Annotated in this window: 16 protein-coding genes and 1 tRNA gene; 5 read left to right on the top strand and 12 right to left on the bottom strand. The window is 50.2% G+C overall.

From position 1 onward, the window contains the following. Positions 1-47 precede the first annotated feature (47 nt). The 12 genes from trpA to sppA all read right to left on the bottom strand — a co-directional run bounded on the left by trpA (position 48) and on the right by sppA (position 11,754). Positions 48-824: a tryptophan synthase subunit alpha gene (gene trpA, locus T325_RS10495; protein WP_036913735.1), complete on the bottom strand. Its 777-nt coding sequence runs from the start codon at positions 822-824 to the stop codon at positions 48-50. A gap of 5 nt (positions 825-829) precedes the next feature. Further along, on the bottom strand, positions 830-1,426 hold the full coding sequence (locus tag T325_RS10490; protein WP_369794050.1) for a phosphoribosylanthranilate isomerase: 597 nt from the start codon (positions 1,424-1,426) through the stop codon (positions 830-832). Between the two features lie 9 nt (positions 1,427-1,435). Beyond that, on the bottom strand, positions 1,436-2,434 hold the full coding sequence (trpD, locus tag T325_RS10485) for an anthranilate phosphoribosyltransferase (protein WP_036913360.1): 999 nt from the start codon (positions 2,432-2,434) through the stop codon (positions 1,436-1,438). A gap of 63 nt (positions 2,435-2,497) precedes the next feature. Beyond that, positions 2,498-3,061 carry an anthranilate synthase component II gene (locus tag T325_RS10480; protein WP_036913357.1) on the bottom strand — a complete coding sequence of 188 codons (564 nt, stop codon included), beginning with the start codon at positions 3,059-3,061 and terminating at the stop codon, positions 2,498-2,500. Positions 3,062-3,065: 4 nt separating this feature from the next. Continuing rightward, complete coding sequence (locus tag T325_RS10475; RefSeq protein WP_036913354.1) at positions 3,066-4,457, bottom strand: anthranilate synthase component I family protein; 1,392 nt, start codon at positions 4,455-4,457, stop codon at positions 3,066-3,068. Continuing rightward, positions 4,444-5,649, bottom strand: coding sequence for a tryptophan synthase subunit beta (gene trpB, locus T325_RS10470; protein ID WP_036913352.1), 1,206 nt, complete (start codon positions 5,647-5,649; stop codon positions 4,444-4,446). Before trpB ends, T325_RS10475 begins: the two co-directional genes overlap by 14 nt. A 263-nt stretch (positions 5,650-5,912) precedes the next feature. After that, a complete protein-coding gene (gene coaW, locus T325_RS10465) occupies positions 5,913-6,743 on the bottom strand; it encodes a type II pantothenate kinase (protein WP_036913349.1) in 831 nt (276 codons plus the stop codon). Between the two features lie 73 nt (positions 6,744-6,816). Next, positions 6,817-6,889, bottom strand: a tRNA-Phe gene (locus tag T325_RS10460). A gap of 100 nt (positions 6,890-6,989) precedes the next feature. Next, entirely contained in the window at positions 6,990-8,054 is a 1,065-nt protein-coding gene (gene thiL, locus T325_RS10455; RefSeq protein ID WP_036913346.1) for a thiamine-phosphate kinase, read from the bottom strand. A 2-nt stretch (positions 8,055-8,056) separates the two neighbouring features. Further along, positions 8,057-8,821, bottom strand: a complete 765-nt coding sequence (locus T325_RS10450; protein ID WP_036913344.1) for a purine-nucleoside phosphorylase — start codon at positions 8,819-8,821, stop codon at positions 8,057-8,059. After that, on the bottom strand, positions 8,751-9,938 hold the full coding sequence (lpxK, locus tag T325_RS10445; protein WP_036913341.1) for a tetraacyldisaccharide 4'-kinase: 1,188 nt from the start codon (positions 9,936-9,938) through the stop codon (positions 8,751-8,753). Before lpxK ends, T325_RS10450 begins: the two co-directional genes overlap by 71 nt. A gap of 7 nt (positions 9,939-9,945) precedes the next feature. After that, positions 9,946-11,754, bottom strand: a complete 1,809-nt coding sequence (gene sppA, locus T325_RS10440; RefSeq protein WP_036913338.1) for a signal peptide peptidase SppA — start codon at positions 11,752-11,754, stop codon at positions 9,946-9,948. Positions 11,755-11,887: 133 nt separating this feature from the next. On the opposite strand from sppA, the gene T325_RS10435 reads away from it, so the two are divergent. The 5 genes from T325_RS10435 (at position 11,888) to T325_RS10415 (ending at position 21,733) form a co-directional block, all read left to right on the top strand. Next, complete coding sequence (locus tag T325_RS10435; protein WP_036913335.1) at positions 11,888-13,237, top strand: rhamnogalacturonidase; 1,350 nt, start codon at positions 11,888-11,890, stop codon at positions 13,235-13,237. 117 nt (positions 13,238-13,354) lie between these two features. Beyond that, complete coding sequence (locus T325_RS10430; RefSeq protein WP_036913332.1) at positions 13,355-13,627, top strand: co-chaperone GroES; 273 nt, start codon at positions 13,355-13,357, stop codon at positions 13,625-13,627. 60 nt (positions 13,628-13,687) lie between these two features. Beyond that, a complete protein-coding gene (groL, locus tag T325_RS10425) occupies positions 13,688-15,319 on the top strand; it encodes a chaperonin GroEL (protein WP_036913329.1) in 1,632 nt (543 codons plus the stop codon). Between the two features lie 435 nt (positions 15,320-15,754). After that, positions 15,755-18,202, top strand: coding sequence for a fimbrillin family protein (locus tag T325_RS12460; protein ID WP_081911151.1), 2,448 nt, complete (start codon positions 15,755-15,757; stop codon positions 18,200-18,202). A 576-nt stretch (positions 18,203-18,778) separates the two neighbouring features. Next, complete coding sequence (locus T325_RS10415) at positions 18,779-21,733, top strand: lipoprotein (protein ID WP_036913327.1); 2,955 nt, start codon at positions 18,779-18,781, stop codon at positions 21,731-21,733. The last annotated feature ends 35 nt before the right edge of the window (positions 21,734-21,768 follow it).

Genomic DNA, 21,768 nt, shown 5'->3' with positions numbered 1-21,768 from the left:
AGATAGTCTCTTCGAAGACAAAACAAGTTGTTTTGTTCTAAAGAAATTTATCTGAGTGCCTCGAAGAGCCTGTCGAGCGCCTCGTCAGCCTTGCCATTAGCCTCATTCAGGAGCGTCACAAACTTGGAACCGATGATGGCACCAGCCGCATTATCCTGTGCTGCCTTGAGGGTCTGGGCATTGCTGATGCCAAAACCGATCATACGTGGATTGCGCAGATTCATCTGATTGATGTGACGGAAGTATTCCTGCTTCTGCTCGTCGAAGCTCTTCTGAGTACCTGTGATAGAGGCAGAGGAAACCATATAGATGAACCCGTCGGTGTGCTCGTCGATGAAGCGGATGCGCTCTTCACTGGTCTCTGGGGTGATGAGCATGATGATGCGCAGGTCGTATTTGTCGGCGATGGGCTTAACGATGTTCAGATAGTCGTCGAAAGGCAGGTCGGGGATAATGGCGCCGCTGACGCCTGCCTCGACACATGACTGGCAGAACTGCTCAATGCCATAGTGGAGGATGGGATTGAGATAGCCCATCAGTACGAGCGGAATCTGTACCTCATCTTTGATGGCCTGCAACTGCGAGAAGAGCTTTTTGAGACTCATACCATTCTTCAGCGCCTGAGTAGCTGCGCTCTGAATAACGGGACCATCGGCCAAGGGGTCGCTGAAGGGAATGCCAACCTCAATCATGGCAATGCCCCGGCGCTGCATGGCGAGAATAACGTCGGCAGTACCTTCGAGTGTTGGACAGCCTGCGCAGAAATAGAGGCTCAGTAGCTTCTCATTGCCACGTTGGGCGAAGAGTTGATTGATCTTATTCAATTTGTTCATAATGCTTGGATAAATTCTTTTAGTGTTGAAACATCTTTAAGGGCAGGACTGAGCTCGAAGCGTGAGTTCAGGTCGATACCGGCAAACAGAGGGTGGTGGATGGCATTCACACGGGCTGCGTCATCAGGCGCAATGCCGCCACTCAACAGGAACGGCGTCTTGCCGTCGTACGCCTTGAGCACACTCCAGTCGAACTTTTCACCATTTCCTCCTACGCATTTTCCTTTTGTGTCGAAGAGGAAATAGTCGACTTTCCCCTCGTAAGGCGCACAGGCCGCGAAGTCATCGACTGTTGCTATGTTGAAAGCCTTGATCAGACGGTAGTCGCATAATTCTGCCGCATAGTCGGCCGATTCCTTGCCATGTAGCTGTATGAAATCGAGCTGGTATGCCTTGGCGGTTTCTTTCACCTTAGTCAATGTCTCGTCGACAAACACTCCTACACGCTTGCATCTGGTGGGCATATAGCTTGGGCGCTCAGCTACGTAACGGCTTGACTTAGGCCAGAAAATGAATCCCATGAGGTCGATACCCAGGGCCTCGACTTCGCGGATGTTGTCTGCATCGCGCATGCCGCATACTTTGACGAGCATCATGCTGCTTTATGAGTTAAGTTCGGCAAACTTCTTGAAGGTGCGCAGGGCTGCGCCGCTGTCAATGCTCTCGCGGGCAATCTCAATACATTCCTCAATGCTCTTCTGACCTTTCTCCAGCACTTGGATGCCAAAGGCGGCATTAGCCAGGACAATATTCTTCTGGGCAGGCAGAGCACGGTTCTCAAGTACTGCGTCAAAGATCTCTGCGGCCTCTTCCTCTGTGGCACCGCCAACCAACTCTTCGGGTTTGGCAATGTCAAAGCCAAGATCCTGAGGCTTGAAGATGCGCTCGTAGTTGTTGGTCGTGACCTTGAAGTCGCCAGTAAGCGAAATCTCATCGTAACCGTCGATAGAGTTTACGATACCATAGTCTATGCCAATCTTCTGGTAAACACTGTTATAGAGACGCATCTGGTCAAGGTTGGCTACTCCGAGAAGCTGACACTTAGGCTGCGAAGGATTGACGATGGGACCCAGAAGATTGAAGATTGTCGGGAACTGCAAAGCCTTGCGGATAGGACCGACAAACTTCATGGCTTTGGCAAATAGCTGAGCGTGGAGATACACGATACCAGCTTCGTTGAGTGAACGGTTGAGCTTGTCGAGATCGTCGGTGAACTTAACGCCATGATGTTGAATGACGTTTGATGCGCCGCTGACAGAGGTAGCGGCATAGTTGCCATGCTTGGCTACTTTATACCCTGCACCAGCAATGACGAAGCACGATGTGGTAGAGATATTAAAGGTGTTCTTGCGGTCACCACCTGTACCCACCACATCAATATAACGGTCGCAATCAAGAATGGCTGGTACGCCTGTTTCCAGGATACCATCACGAAAACCAAGCAGTTCGTCAACAGTCACGCCACGCATCTGGAGTGCAGTCAGCAGAGCGGTAATCTGTTCAGTGGGATACTCACTCTGAGTGATGCCAATCAGAATGTTCTTCATTTCTTCACGAGACAGTTCCTCGTGGTTCAGCATCCTGTTCAGGATGTCTTTCATTGTCTGTGCCATATTTTAACCTTTTTACTTTTTTGCCTTATTATTCCTTTTTTACTCTTGACTTTATAGAAACATCCAGTTCTGGATCATCTTCTTGCCGTCGGGGGTTAGTACACTCTCAGGATGGAACTGAATGCCACGAACGTTGAGCGTCTTGTGACGAAGTGCCATGATCTGACCTTCATCGCTCTCTGCCGTAATCTCTAAACAGTTGGGCAGTCCCTCCTTAGAAACCACCCATGAGTGATAGCGACCAATGGTGATGTCATGCCCGATACCACTGAAGATGGGATCATCGGTTACGATATGACATGGAGTGGCAACGCCATGGAACACGTCTGAGAGGTTCTCAAGCTTAGCACCGAACGCTTCGCCGATGGCCTGATGGCCCAGACATACGCCAAGAATCGGTTTCTTACCAGCGTATGTTTTGATAACATCGAGCAGCAGACCAGCCTCGGAGGGGATGCCGGGGCCTGGTGAGAGGATAATCTTATTGTAGGCTTCGAGCTGTGACAGCTCAAACTGATCGTTGCGTAGAACGGTTACCTCAGCGCCCAACTCCTTAACTAAGTGACTCAGGTTATAGGTAAACGAGTCGTAATTATCAATAATAACAATCTTCATAATCTTACATTTTTTCAGCCATTAATATTGCACGACGCAGAGCACCGAGTTTATTGTTTACTTCTTGCAGTTCATAATCCTCATCGCTCTTAGCAACGATACCGCCACCTGCTTGGAACCAGAGCTCTCCATTGCGAGAAACAAAGGTGCGGATGGTGATGGCCTGATTGAGTGAACCATCCAGACCTATGATACCTATGCAACCGCCATATGCTCCGCGATTGTGGGGTTCGTATTCTGAAATGAGTTGCATGGCACGTACCTTAGGCGCTCCTGAGAGAGTGCCGGCAGGGAAGGTGTCGATAAAGGCTTTGATGGGGTCGGCACCTTCATCAAGCTGACCGCTGACGCGAGAGACCAGATGGATGACGTGGCTGTAGTACTGAAGGTCCTTATAGAAGTCTACCTTCACATTGTGGCAGTTGCGACTCAGGTCGTTGCGGGCCAGGTCTACCAGCATCACGTGTTCTGCGTTCTCCTTGGGGTCGTTGCGTAGATATTCAGCTCCTTGTCGGTCTGCTTCTGCATCGCCCGTACGCTTGGTCGTACCGGCAATAGGGTCGATATATGCCGTGTTGCCTTCTATACGACAATGGGTTTCTGGCGAGGAACCGAAGATTCGGAAACCTCCGAAGTCAAAGTAGAACAGATAGGGTGAAGGGTTGATGCTTCTCAGGGCGCGGTAAAGCTTGAAGTCGTCACCCTCGTATTTCTGGATAAAACGACGACTGAGTACAATCTGGAACACGTCGCCGCGCAGGCAGTGCTGAATACCCCGACGAATGTTGGCTTTATGTTCCTCGTCGGTCAGTGTGCTCCTGACATCGCCGACAGGGTGGAAGTCGTAGGCCTTTACGCTAGCCTTGTTCATGGCACGGAGCACGTTGTCAATGTCTTCGGCATCGCCAAGAGTTACCACCTTTAGCGTGTTGTTATGATGGTCAAACACGATCACCACCTTATATAATATATATAGCAGGTCGGGGGCATCGTTCTTTGCCTGAGTCTCGTCTTTTACGGGGATATCCTCGAAATAGCGAACGGCATTGAACGAAGTATAGCCGAAAAGTCCGCATGCCTTCGCATCCTCACCGTTCACCTCAATGTGGTCGATGAGCTGGTGGATGGCCTTGTCAGACCTATATGTCTTGTTCACCTCATGTTGAAAAGTGGAGCCATTGGGATAAGTCACAGTGGCAATGCCATGACCAATGGCCACACTGGCAATGGGGTTAAGTCCGATAAACGAGTGGGAGTTGTTACTGTCGTGATAGTCTGAGCTCTCCATGAGTGCACTCTGTGGATAGAGGTCACGCAATCTCATATATACGCCAACAGGCGTATACAGGTCGGCCAGAATTGTGCGACTTGTCGTAGTATATTTAAAAGTTTCCATATTCCTTAGCCATTTGTTTGTTGTTCAAGTAAGTCTCTACATCTTTGTCGCCTCGTCCGCTCACGGTGAGTACGACGACATCGTTGGGCTGGAACTTCAGTTTCTTCAGCGCAGCGATGGCATGCGCACTCTCAATAGCGGGGATGATACCCTCCATGCGAGTCAGTTCGTAGCCGCCATAGATGGCTTCGTCGTCATTGATGCTCAGAACCTGAGTGCGACCTTGCTTGGCCATATTACAGTGCATTGGTCCAACGCCAGGGTAGTCCAGACCAGCACTGATGGTGAAGGCTTCCTCTATCTGGCCGTCTTCGTTTTGCATGACAAGCATCTTTGCGCCATGCAGTATTCCAGTCTTGCCTTTATGTATGGTTGCCGCCGTGTGATTGGTCTCCCATCCATGGCCTCCTGCCTCTGCCAGAACAATCTTCACTCGCTCGTCATCCATGTAGTGGTAGATGGTACCAGCGGCATTGCTTCCGCCTCCTATACATGCTATGAGATAGTCGGGGTAGTTGCGCCCCTCTTTCTCTTCAAGTTGCCATTTGATTTCCTCTGAGATAACACTCTGCATCTTTGCCACGAGGTCGGGGTAGGGATGAGGCCCCATGGTAGATCCCACAATGTAGAAAGTGTCGCTGGGATGACAACACCAGTCGCGAATGGCCTCACTGCAGGCATCGCTCAGTGTCATGTTACCTGTACGAACAGGATGTACCTCAGCTCCCAGCATCTTCATGCGCTCTACGTTAGTGTGCTGTCGCTCCACATCTGTAGCACCCATAAACACCTCGCATTTCATGTTCATCAGCGCACAGACTGTTGCTGTGGCCACACCATGCTGTCCTGCACCAGTCTCGGCAATGATGCGTGTCTTCCCCATTTTCTTAGCCAGTAGAATCTGTCCGATGGTGTTGTTGATCTTGTGGGCACCGGTGTGGTTCAGGTCTTCACGCTTCAGATAGAGTTTGCAGCCATACTTCTCACTCATTCGTTTGGCAAAGTAGAGAGGTGACGGACGCCCTACATAGTCCTTCAGTAGGGCATGATATTCCTTCTTGAACTCCTCCGACTCAATGATCGGCAGATAGGCTTCCTGCAGGTCGTGAACACATTTGTAGAGAATCTCTGGCACATAGGCGCCTCCAAACTCTCCGTAGAAACCGTTTTTGTCAACTTGATAATTGCTCATATTTTTATTTGTTTTATATTGAATCCCTGTTTAAACTTTAAAAGGCCCGTCGTAAGAACGACAGGCCTTTTATTATTTCTTGTACAAACTCAGGTACGCGGCTATCTTCTCACGATTCTTTTAATCTTGAGTTGCGCCACCACCAATTGTTTGCTGATATAATCATTTTGTTCTAATTTTGCTATTTTTGTAACGTTTCGGCTGCAAAGTTATGTATTATCTTTCAATCTGCCAAATATTTTGGCGTTTTTTTGATAACTTTTTTATTTGGTGCCATTGATTGTATAGTCGAGGGCTGCTCCGATGGCTGTGCAATACTGCGAATATTTGGGAATGTGGAACCGGATATTGTAGAGCGTCTCAAGGGCGGGGAATACCTCCTTGCATTGGGGCAGTAGCGACAGATTGCCAATGAGCACGAAGTCGCGGATGTCACTGCCGAGCGAAGCGAGCCAGGCGGCTGATCCTATCGACTGTAGTACCATGTGTATAAGACCGGCGGCAATATCTTCCTTTGAAGCATCGCTCTTGGCGTTGGCAAAGTTCGATGCTGTCGTGTCCATTGTAAGTCCGGGAACGGGGATTGCACTGATATCGCCGATGGTCAGGTCGATATGGCGTATGTTGCCATGCTTGGCCATCTCTGCCACTTGTTTGATATCGCTGGTGTTGAGCATGATACGAGCCAGTCCTTGCAGTGTTCCGCCTCCAACGCCGATACCACCTATATGCTTCATCTCGTTGCCATCGCATTTCACGAACGATGTACCTGTTCCCATAGATACCACGATGGTGTGATCGAGTTTTGATTCAAAACGGGCCCCGAGGCCGTCGGCAACAAATTCTTCAGACTTGGCTGTCGGTAGTCCGTAGATGGGTTGATCGATATAGGCAGCTCCTACACCAGTCAGCATCACCTGTTCAACCTCTTTCAGGTCGATGTCGTTATCGTGCAGGTATTTTCCGAAGGCACCATAAAGAGAAGTGATGGGGTCGGCAGCTGTGATATGAATCGGAGCCGATACCTTACCGTTCTTAATTCCTACAATCTTTGTGGTCGAGATGCCCACATCAATACCAATAACTATACCCATATTGCTTACTGTTTAGGTTATAAAGAAAAAACCCGGCCGCCATTATGCGAAACCGGGCTAATGAAAGGAGGAGTGGTACCTCCAGGAATCGAACCGGGGACACACGGATTTTCAGTCCGATGCTCTACCAACTGAGCTAAGGCACCATCATGTCAATTTGCAATTCCTTTCGTTTTGCGGGTGCAAAGGTACAACCTTTTTTTGAACCCACCAAATATTTGAGCGACTTTTTTTGAAAAAAGTTATCTATGAAAGTGGGTTCCACCCCTGTGCTTTCAACTCAAACTCCTGATTATCACGGGTTACGAGCACTTTTCCGAATTTGGCGTCTGTGATGTGTCCAATCAGCTTGATTCCCTCTATTTGCTCGATTTTCTCATGATCGCCTATGGGAACAGTGAATAACAACTCATAATCCTCGCCTCCATTAAGTGCGCAAGTTGTGACGTTCATATTCAGTTCTTCGGCCATTACGGCAGTTTGATAATCGATGGGGATGTTTTTTTCGAAGATACGGCAGCCCACACCAGACTGTTTGCAGATGTGAAGCAATTCCGATGATAAACCATCGCTGATGTCCATCATAGCGGTAGGCTTGATGCCTGCTTCACGCAACTTCTCTATGATGTCACCACGCGCCTCCGTCTGTAACTGACGCTGAAGCAGATACTCTTTACCACTGAAGTCGGGCTGGAAGTGTGACAGCTCTTCCAAGGCACGCTTGTCGTTCTTCTTACGTGCTTCCTCCACCTGCTGGTAGTATACGCTCTTTTCGCGCTCCAGCAGTTGTAGTCCCATATAAGCAGCGCCCAAGTCGCCACTGACACATACCAGATCAGTGTCTTTAGCGCCGTTACGATACACGATATCTTCCTTACGGGCCTCACCGATGCAGGTAATGCTGATGGCCAGTCCGGTATAAGAAGATGTGGTGTCGCCACCAACGATGTCTACGTTCCATTTGTCGCAGGCCAGTCGGAGTCCACTGTAAAACTCCTCCATGTCTTCTACGGTGAAACGCTTGCTGAGGGCCAGGGATACTGTCAGCTGACGAGGTGTACCGTTCATGGCAAACACATCGCTGATGTTCACCATGGCCGACTTATAGCCCAGATGCTTCAGGTCTATGTAAGTCAGGTCGAAGTGTACTCCCTCCATCAGCAGGTCGGTGGTGATGAGTACTTCCTTATCAGGATAGGAGAGCACGGCACAGTCGTCACCTACACCATACTTTGTGCTCTCGTTTTTGATTTCTATGTCTTTTGTAAGTCGGTCAATCAAACCGAATTCTCCCAGTTTTGCTATATCCATGCTTAGTTACGTTTTATCATTTCTCTCATAATCTCTGTCATCAGTGGCTGTGCCATGTTAGCAGCCTCCTGTACTTCCTCATGACTCACCTCAACAGGGTCGTCAAAGCCTCCCAGATCGGTAATCACCGAAACACCGAAAGTCTTGATGCCGCAGTGGTGAGCTACGATTACCTCGGGGACAGTCGACATGCCTACGGCATCTCCGCCCAATATGCGATACATCTTATATTCTGCAGGTGTCTCGAAGGTCGGACCCTGTACGCCAACATAAACACCATGCTGAACCTTGATACCCTTTTCGCGGGCTATCTCATCTGCTATGGCCACCAGCTTCTGGTCGTAGGTCTCGTGCATATCGGGGAAACGCGGACCTGTTGGGAAGTTCTTGCCGCGAAGCGGGTGCTCTGGGAAGAAGTTGATATGGTCGGTGATAATCATCAGGTCGCCGATTTTGAATTCTGGGTTCATGCCACCAGCTGCGTTCGATACAAAGAGCGTCTTGATGCCCAGCTCATACATTACACGAACAGGGAATGTCACTTCCTTCATCGAGTAGCCCTCATAGAAGTGAAAGCGTCCCTGCATGGCCAGTATGTCTACATCACCTAACTTTCCGAAGATCAGCTTACCGGAGTGACCTTCTACAGTGGAAACGGGGAAATTGGGAATATCAGAGTAGGAGTACTCTGTCTTATCAGTGATTTCTGAAGCTAATTGTCCGAGGCCTGTCCCCAGTATGATCGCTGTCTTTGGATTTGTTGTCATCCTTGCCTTTAGCCAGGATGCTGTTTCTTGAATTCTTTCGTACATAACCTAAAATGTTTTTATTGAACACCTTCTCCTGATCCTGCATCAGGGTGATGTGAATGGGAAGAACGTATAGGCTCTTGCGCACTTCTTCGCTGAGTCCTTCAACCTGAGTAAGTCGTGTTGCGTCTTTCTCCGTCGTAACAATCATCTTTGGCTCAGGCAGGGAGTTGAAGGTGTCGTTGATTCGTGTCACGTCCTTAGATTTGAATTGATGATGATCGCTGAAACTGAGCGGTGTCAGGTTTGCAACGATAGGTGTCAGGTCGTGTTCCATCTGTTCAGGCGATGCAATGCCTGTCAGGAGGAGAACGTTCTTGCCGGCCAGATAGTCGATGCTCTTTGGTGCTGTCTGATGGTCGGCCGCCTCAGGGAACAGCGCACGAGGTGTGTCATATTCGTGGGTAGAGAAATAGAGCTGCTGATAGGGATAGAGGCTCAGTGCCTTGGTGATGACACGAAACTCCATCGGCTTCAGGTCTCGCGGACATTTCGTCACGATCACGATATCGGCTCTGTCCTTGCTTCTTATCGGCTCACGCAGTCTGCCTACAGGCAACAGCTCATCATAGATGAAGAGTCTGTGATAGTCTGTCAGCAGGATGTTAATGCCAGGCTTTACGTATCGATGTTGGAAGGCATCGTCGAGCAGAACGACATCAATGTCTTTCTTCGCCGCTCCTGCAGTGAGTCTTTCAATACCACGCGTACGCTTCTTATCGACAGCCACCGTAATCTCAGGGAACTTCTGCTTCATCTGATAAGGCTCATCGCCAATCTTCTGCATGGGTGTGTCCTCCTGAGCTACTAGGAACCCTCGGCTCTTCCTCTTATAGCCTCGGCTGAGTACGGCCACGTTCATCTTGCCTTTCAGCAGTCTGATGAGATATTCCACATGTGGTGTTTTGCCAGTGCCACCCACCGTGATGTTGCCTATAGATATAATAGGTATACTATAGGACTGACTCTTCAAGACACCCATCTCAAAGAGCATGTTCCTGAAGCCTACGCCTATGCCATAGAGCCACCCCAGGGGTAATAGCTTTTTATTGATATTGATGAAATCGCCTTCCATCCCGTATTTACTTTACACGGATATCTTCGAGCATACGAGCCTGAATAACGCTACCGTCTTTCACGGTCTGGCGGATCTCCATCAGAGGTTCGTAGAGGTCGCCAAGCAGTACCTGTAACTCCTGGCGCAACTTGCTGTCAAGATAGCTGCCCTTCTCTTCAGAAGACATGAACTGATCCAGCCAACTGCCTTTTGTGGGATAGGCAGACGTGTAGTATTCATCCAGTTTGGCCAGTTCGGCAGCCTTCTTCACGGCGTCACCCAAACTGCCGATCTTGTCTACAAGCTTGATCTTTACAGCATCAGTAGCCAGCCAAACGCGGCCCTGTCCGATTGAGTCAACCTCGGCAGGCTTCAGTCCGCGACCTTCCGATACGATGTTCAGGAAGTTCTGGTAACCACGATCTATGTAAGTCTGCAACTGTTTCATCTCTTCAGCGTTATCCTTGCTAAGTATGAGGTTGGTCTCGTAGTCAGTAAACTTGTTGGTGGTCACGCCGTCGAAGGTCACACCCAGCTTGTCAGTTACCAGGCCGCTGAAGTTAGGAATAAGACCGAAGATACCGATGCTACCGGTGATGGTGGTCGGTTCTGCAATGATGTAGTTGGCCAATGAACTGATCCAGTAACCACCGGAAGCAGCTGCACCACCCATCGATACAACCACAGGTTTCTTGGCCTTCAGCAGCTTGATGGCATGGCGGATCTGTTCAGAAGCAACAGCACTACCGCCGCCAGAGTTTACACGGAACACCACCGCCTTCACGTCGTCATCGTCTGCCAGTTTGCGCAGATCCTCAGCAGTGGACTTACCTACGATGTTGTGGCCAGAGCCCGACAGCAGATCCATGGCGTCGCTGTCAACGATGTTGCCATATGCGTAGTAGATAGCAATCTTCTCGCCATCCATCTTGTTTTTTGTCTTCACGTTCAGCATGTCTGCCAGACTCAGCTGGTTGACGTCGTCATCCTCGTCGAGCTTCAGACGCCCCTTGATCTCTGCCTTGATATCTTCAGGGAACAGCACCTTGTCGATGAGTTTGGCTTTCACGTAGTCGTCTGTGTTTAGAAAAGCCACGATGCTTTCGTCGGCCAACTTGTTCAGCTGCTCAGGTGTCACCTTGCGACTCTCGGCGATATCCTTCAGCCAGTACTGCCAGATGCCGTTATATAATACGGTGCGCTGTTCGCGGTCGTACTCGCTCATGCCCGTCAGGGTGTTGCTCTCCACGTAGCTCTTATACTTTCCGACTTTAGCCACCTGATACTTGATGCCCAGCTTGTCGAAGAGCCCTTTATAGTATTCGCCCTTGCCGCCGAGTCCCTTGAAGTCAATGGCACCCTCGGCGTTTAGGTAGATCTTGTCTGCCACAGAAGCAACATAATAGGCTCCTTGCAGATATTGGTCGGCATAGGCCACGATCCACTTACCGCTCTTCTTGAAGTCTTTCAGAGCGTCGCGCAACTGCTGAGCAGTGGCAGGCGAATCGAAGGAGGCCACACCACCTTCCAGATATATACCTTTTATATTGTCGTTGTTCTTGGCTTTCTTAATACATGATTTCAGGTCGTCAAGGCCCATGGCGCTCATGTCTCCCATATTCAGAAATGCGTCAAGAGGCGAACCGCTTTCAGCCCGCTCGTTGACAATCCCGTCCAGTTTGATTACGAAGACAGAATTGTCCCTTACCTTGGTCGATGCTGAATCGCTGGCAATCATGCCAACCAGTGAGATCACGAGAAATAGTCCAGATACCACCAGGAAGATGGCAATACCACATATTGTGGCCAGAGTCATTTTAAAAAACTGCTTCATAATTAGTTGTTGGTTTACGTAAACTGTGGGCAAAGATAGTGTAAAAAGAGCGAATAACCAAAGTAAAAAGCGAAAAATTTGGTATTTATCCTGTTTTTCTGTATCTTTGCACCCCAAACTAATCACTTAAGCAATGAAAAATAGAATCTTATTGTTTGTGCTGATGCTGGCTGTTACGGCAGTAGCTTTTGGCAAACGCAAAGTCAAGGCTGTTGATTTATGGCCCGACGGTACGGAAATCTCGGCATGGTTCTCTGATACGAGCAGGGTCGATCTCTCTGGGTTGAAACACTACGACGTTACAGCCTATGGTGTCGATCGCTATGCCGATGGCGTGCAGACTCAGCAGTTGCAGACTGTCATCGACCGTTGTGCTGCCGAGGGCGGTGGCGTGGTAGTCATTCCCCGTGGCACGTTCTTGAGTGGTTCACTGTTCTTCAAGCCTGGTACCCATCTGAAGATAGAGGAGGGTGGTGAACTGAAAGGTTCCGACCGCATCCGTGACTTCCAGATTGTGAAGACCCGTATGGAAGGTCAGACGCTCGACTACTTCGCAGCCTTGGTCAATGCCGATGGCGTCGACGGTTTTACAATCACAGGTCCTGGCACGATTAACGGTAACGGACAGAAATATTGGGAGGAGTTCTGGATCCGTCGTAAGTACAATCCCCAGTGCACCAACCTTGAGGCCATGCGCCCTCGAAACGTCTATATCTCCAACTCCAGGAATGTCACTGTTCAGGATGTGAAGATCATCAACTCTCCTTTCTGGACCAACCACTTGTATCGTTGTGAGAATGTACGCTATCTGGGCTGCTTCATCTTTGCGCCTACCGAGAACGTAACGCCCGTTGATCCCCGTCGGGGTGGGCCGAGTACTGATGCCATCGACCTCGACGTCTGCAAGAATGTGCTCATCCATGGTTGCTATATGCATGTCAACGACGACGCTGTGGTACTGAAAGGCGGCAAGGGCACCTGGGCCGACCAGAATCCCGATAATGGTCCCTGCTCCAACATCATCATCGAGGATTGTACCTATGGTAAGGTGCATGGCTGCCTGACGCTGGGCTCTGAGAGCCTTTTCGATCATAACATCATCCTGCGCCGCATCGATGTGAAAGCCGCCAGCCGTGTGCTTTGGCTGAAGATGCGTCCTGACACTCCCCAACACTATGAGTATGTCCGTGTCGAGGATATCAAGGGACAGTGTGGCTCGTTCCTTGTGATCCGCCCCTGGACACAGTTCTATAAACCCGAGCAGCGCGACGACATGCCCCTGTCGCAGTGCAATAATATATACATCAGGAACATTCAGATGAAGACCAGGAACTTCTTCGATGTAGGTACCTCCGACAAGTACCGTCTGGTGGACTTCTCATTCGAGGACGTGGATGTGACCGACGAGAAAGATGCCTTCGACAAAACCATGATAGAGCGTTCTGTGGTTAAGAATGTCACGATCAATGGCACAAGTCGCTGACAAGTTGGCACAACCATAAGAGTTGGCACGGTTTTGGCTGAGAATATGGCGAGATGGTCGTAAGACTGTCTCGCCATATATATTAATAAGGTATAAACATTAAAATATTTCAAGATTATGAACATCAAACCATTAGCAGATCGCGTGTTGGTATTGCCAGCACCTGCAGAAGAGAAAGTCGGCGGCATTATTATTCCTGATACCGCAAAGGAGAAGCCCCTTCATGGAACAATCAAGGCCGTAGGCCAGGGCACCAAGGATGAGGCTATGGTCCTCAAAGAGGGTGACGAGGTCCTTTATGGCAAGTACTCTGGCACCGAGCTCGAGTTCGAAGGCACAAAATACCTTATGATGCGTCAGTCTGACGTTTTAGCAGTCATCGAGAAGTAAAAGTTAAATAATGGAGACAAGGAGACTGTTTACCTGTCTCCCTAAATATAAATAAGAATTATGGCAAAGGATATCAAATTCAATATTGACGCCCGCGACGCTATGAAGCAGGGCGTTGACCAGTTGGCTAACGCAGTAAAGGTAACACTCGGTCCTAAGGGTCGTAATGTCGTTATCGAGAAGAAGTTCGGTGCTCCTCAGATCACCAAGGACGGTGTGACCGTAGCAAAGGAGATCGAGCTCGAGGATAAGTTCGAGAATACAGGTGCTCAGCTCGTTAAGAGCGTTGCCTCAAAGACTGGCGATGACGCTGGTGACGGTACAACAACTGCTACCATCCTGGCACAGGCTATCGTATCAGAGGGTCTGAAGAACGTTACCGCCGGTGCCAATCCAATGGACCTGAAGCGTGGTATCGACAAGGCTGTGAAGGCCGTTACTGAGCACATCGCTAAGAGCGCTGAGCAGGTTGGCGACAACTACGATAAGATCGAGCAGGTTGCTACCGTATCAGCCAACAACGATAAGGAGATTGGTGAGCTGTTGGCCGAGGCTATGCGCAAGGTTTCTAAGGATGGTGTCATCACTATCGAGGAGAGCAAGAGCCGCGACACACACATCGGTGTTGTCGAGGGTATGCAGTTCGACCGTGGTTACCTATCAGCTTACTTCATCACCGATAGCGAGAAGATGGAGTGCGTGATGGAGAACCCCTACATCCTGATCTACGATAAGAAGATCTCTAACATCAAGGACTTCCTGCCTATCCTGCAGCCTGCTGCCGAGAGCGGACGCCCCTTGCTGGTTATCGCCGAGGATGTTGACTCTGAGGCTCTGACCACACTCGTCGTAAACCGTCTGCGTGGTGGTCTGAAGATCTGCGCTGTCAAGGCTCCTGGCTTCGGCGACCGTCGTAAGGCCATGCTCGAGGATATCGCTGTTCTCACTGGTGGCGTAGTTATCAGCGAGGAGAAGGGTCTGAAGCTTGAGCAGGCTACCCTCGAGATGTTGGGTACTTGCGACAAGGTAACTGTTTCTAAGGACAACACCACTATCGTAAACGGTGCTGGCGACAAGCAAGGCATTCAGGATCGTATCTCTCAGATCAAGAAGGAGATTGAGAATACAACCTCTTCTTACGATAAGGAGAAGCTGCAGGAGCGTCTGGCCAAGCTGGCTGGTGGCGTAGCAGTTCTCTACGTAGGTGCTAACTCAGAGGTCGAGATGAAGGAGAAGAAAGATCGTGTAGACGATGCACTTTGCGCTACCCGTGCTGCCATCGAGGAAGGTGTTGTAGCTGGTGGCGGTACTACCTACATCCGCGCTCAGGAGGCTCTTGCCAACGTGAAGGGCGACAATGCCGACGAGCAGACTGGTGTAAACATCATCCGTCGCGCCATCGAGGAGCCTCTGCGCCAGATTGTCACCAACGCTGGTGGCGAGGGTGCCGTAGTTGTTCAGAAGGTTCGCGAGGGTAAGGGCGACTTCGGTTACAATGCCCGTCTCGACAAGTACGAGGATTTGCGCGAGGCTGGTGTTATCGATCCTGCCAAGGTTGCTCGTGTTGCTCTCGAGAACGCCGCTTCTATCGCAGGTATGTTCCTCACCACTGAGTGCCTCATCTGCGACAAGCCCGAGAAGGAGCCCGCTATGCCGATGGCAGGTGCCCCAGGCATGGGTGGCATGATGTAATCAATTGAGTATAATATGCACTTGGCGAAATGATATATTTTTGCTAAGCCAACATAACAAAAAGAGGGATGGATTTCTGAATTCATCCCTCTTTTTTAGTATTTTATAGACGAATAATGTTATTTTTACGCTTAAATGCTTGGCAAAATAAAAAAAGGTATTACCTTTGCAGCGTGGAAAGGAGTCTATTCCTTTATCAAGATAGTATTAGAGACTTTTGAGTAAAAGATATTTTTTTGATTTGTTTTAGTAGATTAGTTTTTAAGTAGTTTGTTTTTTGGAAGCGGTTGTCGTGAGACAGTCGCTTTTTTAAGTCCCTTAACTGACCGGAATCTTGACAAAATAACCTCTCTTTAACTTTCTTTTGCGTTTTTTTCTTCTTAATTCACACATTTTTGCGTATATTTGCCCCCAAGTAAGGTAAATCTATCAGTTATGAACATGAAAACTAATATAACGATTATAGTGGCATTGCTGTTGTTGGGCGCTTGCACTTCCTACGAGGAAAGGCGGGCAGTGTCCCCCATGTCCATACAGCTGACGGCGTCTGTAGCCGCAGAGACGCTGTCGCCAGGCGATGCTACGGCCTGGAGCCGCGAGGCGTGGAAGGAGCTGACGAGCCGCCGCGCCACCCGAGGCCTTTACGAGACGGCCATTGCCAACGGTGAGAAGGTCTATGTATGGGCCGATAAGGGCAGTGCTGGCACATACGCCTTTTTGAAAGCCTGGACGCTGACCTCTGATGGCAGCGGCGGTCTGACGGGCTCAACGAAGTATTATCCCAGTGACGGCGACGGTCTCACCTTCCGTGCCGTTCATGGCAATTTCTCTACTGCTCCTGCTGAGGGCACGGCCATCGGCACGCTGACGCATACCGTGCTGGCCGACCAGAGCGCCACGGGCAACTACGAGAAGTCCGACCTTCACTATGGTGAGGGCTCAGGCAGCTATGAGACCGTAGGCAGCGCACCCCTGAACTTCACGCATAAGCTGTCGAAGATCGAGGTGAACCTTACGGCAGGCATCGGGCTGATCCCCAGCAACGTAACCAATGTCACGGTGAAGGTAAGGAACGTGAAGCCCTCCATCACGATCAATCCCTCTACTGGTGCCCTTGGCACAGCCAGCGGCACAGCCACCACCATCACCGCCCGCCATACTGGTAATGGTGTCTTCGAGGCGGTCATTCCGCCACAGGCAGCACCGTCGGGCGTGCTTACAATCACCATGGGCAATGTCACGGTCACCGTTCCCAACACGGTGGCCACGTTCGCCGAGAACGCCAAGTATATATACAACGTGAAGTGTGATAACAAAGACAAACGCCTGAATCCCCTATGGTATGTGGCCGAGAACAACGTGAAGAGCTATAATTATAGCACGAAGGTTGTCACCTTAGAGACCAATCCCGCTGCAGCAGGCTCTGCTCAGTGCTATAGTTGGTACGACGCTATGGGCTACTTCTCGAAAACAGGCTCTTCTTACGATACTTACTGGGCTGGTGATATTACAGACGGCACCACAGGTTTTAAGTATCATCTGCCCACTTTAAAGGAGTGGTATAGTGTGTTGCCTGTTAGCGATGAGGTATTCAACAGTACAGACTTCCAGCCGTCGGGCGGTCTTGTTGGTTCTGCGCCTGCTTGTATCTTCGGCTACAGCGATGATACTAAAGCCGGTATTGCTGACTGGTCGTATTGGAGCACTTATACGACAGCCAATGTCCGCTATGCCCTCCGCTTCCTTGGTACGCCTTATTGCAGCGCATGGAAATATGAGTTCAACGCATCCACCCATGTGATGACCATTACGGCCAAACTAATTGATTACTTGGATAAGAATGATGCAACGTTGGGCACAAAGCTTGCGGCCTATATGAACGATGCCTCTTTCTGGACTTCGCTGAATGAAGATGAGGGAGCTCTGAAACGCCAGTTCTATGCTGCCGGGTGGCGTTATGACAATGGTAGTCTTATTAGTGGTGCTGCTGATTCTCAGTTAAATACGTTTGGCATACATTGGTCGACTAAGGAGTATACGGAAAACAGTCATAGTTATGTCCGTCGTTTCTCCTTTGGTAATGGAAATCTGTGGGTAGATAAATGCATAGATACATATTATATACCAAACTCATTCCTTGTCCGTCTGTTCCGCAACGAAGGTGTTGGCGAAGCGAGGATTGACCCAGGTGTGGCGCTCACAAGCAGTTCTATCAAGCCAGGCTGGGTGATTGTAGAAAATGGTAAAGCCTATCCCTATGGTACTCTTGCTCAAGTTCATAATCATACAGTCAAAGCTGTAGTAGTTTATGTTGGTGCTGCAGGCTCTGCTGATGCAAGTAGCTCTGTTTATCGTGGTTTAGCAATTTCTATGAAAGATACTCACGTTGGTATTATATGGGGGCCAACAGGGCAGGATGCCGGGCTGACGAAGCGGACAACGCTTTCTTCTGCTATTAGTGACATGACTGGTATTAGTAGTACCAATACGTTGGTGGCAAGATATCCAACAGGAGCAGCCGCAGGTGCCTATGCCCCTAGTTTTGCATCAGGTCTATCCAACTGGTTCTTGCCAGGTGTCGGGCAATGGGTTAAAGTGCTGAACACCTTTGGTGCTGGTATTACTACCAGTTCAAATGGTGGGGCATTTGGCTCTGTAACGTCAGGAAGTGTCAATATTTCCGTGATTAATGATTTGTCTTCTAAGTTAATTATTTCAGGTGCTGAGAGAATTGTCCAACATCGTAATTACTGGACGACCTCGGAGAATAGTATCAATAACGTTGTGCGTGTAGCTTTTGGTGGAGAGTCAGGTATGATAATTGATAACTTTCCAACAAAGACCATGGACTTCCTCGCAGTTCGTGCGTTTATTGCATTCTGACTTTCAAATGATGACAGCCCAAGATTTAAGATTATGCCTTGGAACGTATCGGCTGTAAAATAAGATAATTGTCAATAAAACATGCCTGAAAAAGCGCCTCTCGGCTGGCTCAATCTAGGGCGGCGGGAGGCGCTTTTGGGGTTTCATTACGCCTAACTATGGGTTTGCCGTAATGAAACTTGGGGTTTGTCGGTAGCAAACTTAGGGTTTATTCGGCGTAAAGTCTACCCTTTTTTGTGTAAAACAAGTTGTTTTATGCGCGCTCAAGTAGTCTCCACGGGGGATGGAGATAGTCTCTTCGGGTACAAAACAACTTGTTTTGTTCCGAAAGATGACGTCTGAACGAGGGCTGGAAATAAGGCTTGTTTGTAACGTTCATGTTCTCAATGACTTACGGAAATGGCTCAAAACTCGCGTATTTGCGGCCGAAGGGCGGCTTGCTCGTAAAGACACGATTCTCACGAGCCACTTTGTCGTGTTGTTTTACTCGTTCTGAGGTCTGGCAGTTAATAGAAATAACGGATATTATTTGGTTTTCTTCTCGTTTAATCGTACCTTTGCACCAAAACAAACACGATGAGAAAACGGATACTACTATACGCTGTGCTTCTGAGTACGCTGGCTTCTGCGCAGAAGCAGAAAATAGGCGATTTTATTGAGTCGACGTCGTATAACCTCGACAAGATAGGGGTAGAGCGACGGCTGCAGTATGAGCCTCAGGGTAATGCCTTCTTCTGTGAGAACGGAACGAATCGTTTTACGAGGGCGCTTTATGGCAGTCATACAGACTGGCGGTTGGAAACCAGTGACCGTCCAGTATTCGCAGTCGTCAAGAAGGGGCATCACCGCAATATCCGTTTTGAGGTGAATGGCGTGCCACTTGATTCTGCGGCTATGTGCAGGGCCTGGTATCGTAATGGCATCCGTCATTACCTCGTTGGAGACAGACGTTGGAAGTGGACGCTGTATGTGATGGCTGTCGCATTGCCTCAAGAGGAAGGGGCTGTGTTTATGTTCTCCAAATCAGCGTCGTGTTCTGATTTGGAGGCAATAAGGGAAAGGCTCAGCATAAAAGTCCTGTCGGCCCCTATTGCCCAGCCTAAACTGCATCGTAACGGCGATATCGGGGCTGATCCTCCTGGCGTTTTTGAACCATTATCCGATGAGGTGACAGTTGATTCAGCTATTATGGGAAAAGAAGGGGATGTCGCGTTTGTTGTCGTTAAGCTCGACCAAGTCGTGGATATGCCTTTCCAGGAGGCGAATCAGTTGTTCTCTTCTTCTGTCTCATATTTTAAGGAACTGTCTGGCCGCATCCAGTTCCAGACGCCCGACCCCTTTATCAATACCCTTGGCGGGGCCTTGACGCTGGCGGCTGATGGCGACTGGGACGGACAGACGTGGCTGCATGGCTGCATAGGCTGGCGCATGCCGCTGGCAGGGTGGCGGGCAGGCTATCTGGGCGATGTGCTGGGGTGGAACGACAGGGCTGTGAGCCACTTCGACGCCTATGCCAAGAGTCAGGTGACGGAGGTAGAGCCCGTGATTCCCCATCCCTCGCAGGACACGACCATGAATCTTGCCAGAGCCGAGAAGAAGTGGGGCACGCAGATGTACTCGAACGGCTACATCTGTCGCAATCCTGAGCGCAACGACCAGATGCACCACTATGATATGAACCTGAACTACGTCGACGAACTGCTGTGGCACTTCCAGTACGACGCCGACACAACCTATATGCGCAAGATGTGGCCTGTGCTGACATCGCATCTGGCATGGGAGAAGCGCAACTACGACCCTGACGGCGATCACCTCTACGATGCCTACTGCTGCATCTGGGCATCCGATGCCCTCTATTACAGCGGCGGCGCCGTGACCCACAGTTCGGCTTACAACTATCGCGGCAATAAGCTGGCGGCTCGTATCGCTGAGTTGCTCGGTGAGGACGCAGCGCCCTATCGCACAGAGGCCGAGGCTATCCTCAAGGCGATGAACGAACGCCTGTGGCTGCCAGAAAAAGGCGTGTGGGCAGAGTGTCAGGACGCGATGGGACTGAAGCGTAAGCATGACCATCCTGCCGTGTGGAGCATCTATACGCCCATCGACTGCGGCGCCTGTACGCCTCAGCAGGCCTATGAGGCCACCCGTTATGTGGACAGGCACATCCCTCATATCGACGTAGAGGATACGGGCTATCAGACCATCTCGACGAGCGACTGGCTGCCCTATTCGTGGAGCATCAACAACGTGGCGGCTGCCGAGGTGATGCATACGGCGCTGGCCTATTTCGAGGCAGGAAGGGCTGAGGAGGGCTACCGTCTGATGAAGGCGAACGTGCTGGATCAGATGTATTACGGCGCCAGTCCCGGCAACTTCGGACAGATCAGCTATTACGACGCTGCCCGTGGAGAGTGTTATCGCGACTTCGGCGACTGCATCGGCATCAGCAGCCGCACGCTGTTGCAGGGGCTGTTCGGCATCATCCCTCAGGCGCTGGACGGGAAGTGCATCATCCGTCCGGGATTCCCTGCGGAGTGGGAGAACGCCAGCGTGAAGACGCCTTATCTGGAATATAAATATACACGAAAGGACGATTACGACGTTTATGAGATTACCCAGCATTTCCGTCAGCCGCTGAAGATTGTGCTGAGACAGAACCTTGGCGACGGTGCGTATCGTGATGTCGAGGGTACGGACGAGGCGCATCAGCTGATTTCTGTACAGCGGACAACACCAAGGGACGGCGCTTCTGTGTCAGTGCCAGACTCGGCAGAAGCGAGTAGTCCCTCCGTGCCGGGAGTGGCAGAGCCTGACCTGACGAAGGCGTTCCGCCAGGTGAAGATTGACAGGCGGTTTAATGCCGAGGTGGATGATATCTTCAAGAACGAATATCTGAGTCCGCGCCCGCAGTCGACGACGCTGCAGATTCCCAAGCAGGGCATTGGCGAATGGTGTCATCCGCAACTGACGGCAGAGATCAACGACTCCGTGTTCCGTACGCTCATCAGGAAAGGCGTCTTTACTGTGGCAGGCGTTCCGTTCCGTACGCCGGCAGAGGGCGAGAACATCATCTATACCTCTCTTTGGGACAACTATCCCGACTCTGTGGTCATCCCTCTGAAGGGCAGGGCTAAGTGCGTTTACCTGCTGATGGCAGGGTCGACCAACCACATGCAGAGTCGCATAGACAACGGCTTGGTGATAGTAACCTATGCCGACGGTTCGACTGACACGCTGGCACTGAGGAATCCTGACAACTGGTGCCCCATAGAGCAGGACTACTATGTAGACGGCAAGGCCTTCAAGACGGCAGGCCTGCGCCCTTATCGCGTTTGTCTGTCAACAGGCGATGTGAGCCGTGACCTGGGTAAGGCACTCGGTATTCAAGGTGTCTATGGGCGAGAGATACCCGGTGGGGCGGCGCAGATGCTGCGCATGACACTGAACCCGGAGAAGGAACTGAAATCGCTCACCCTGCGCACACTCTCTAACGATGTGGTGATAGGATTGATGGCGATTACTTTGCAATAAGTTTGGAGGTCTCGTAAAAAAGTCGTAATTTTGCA

Origin of the sequence: Prevotella sp. FD3004, from assembly GCF_000746155.1 — a bacterium.
GTDB lineage: Bacteria > Bacteroidota > Bacteroidia > Bacteroidales > Bacteroidaceae > Prevotella.
This window is presented reverse-complemented; position numbering and strand designations above follow the sequence as displayed.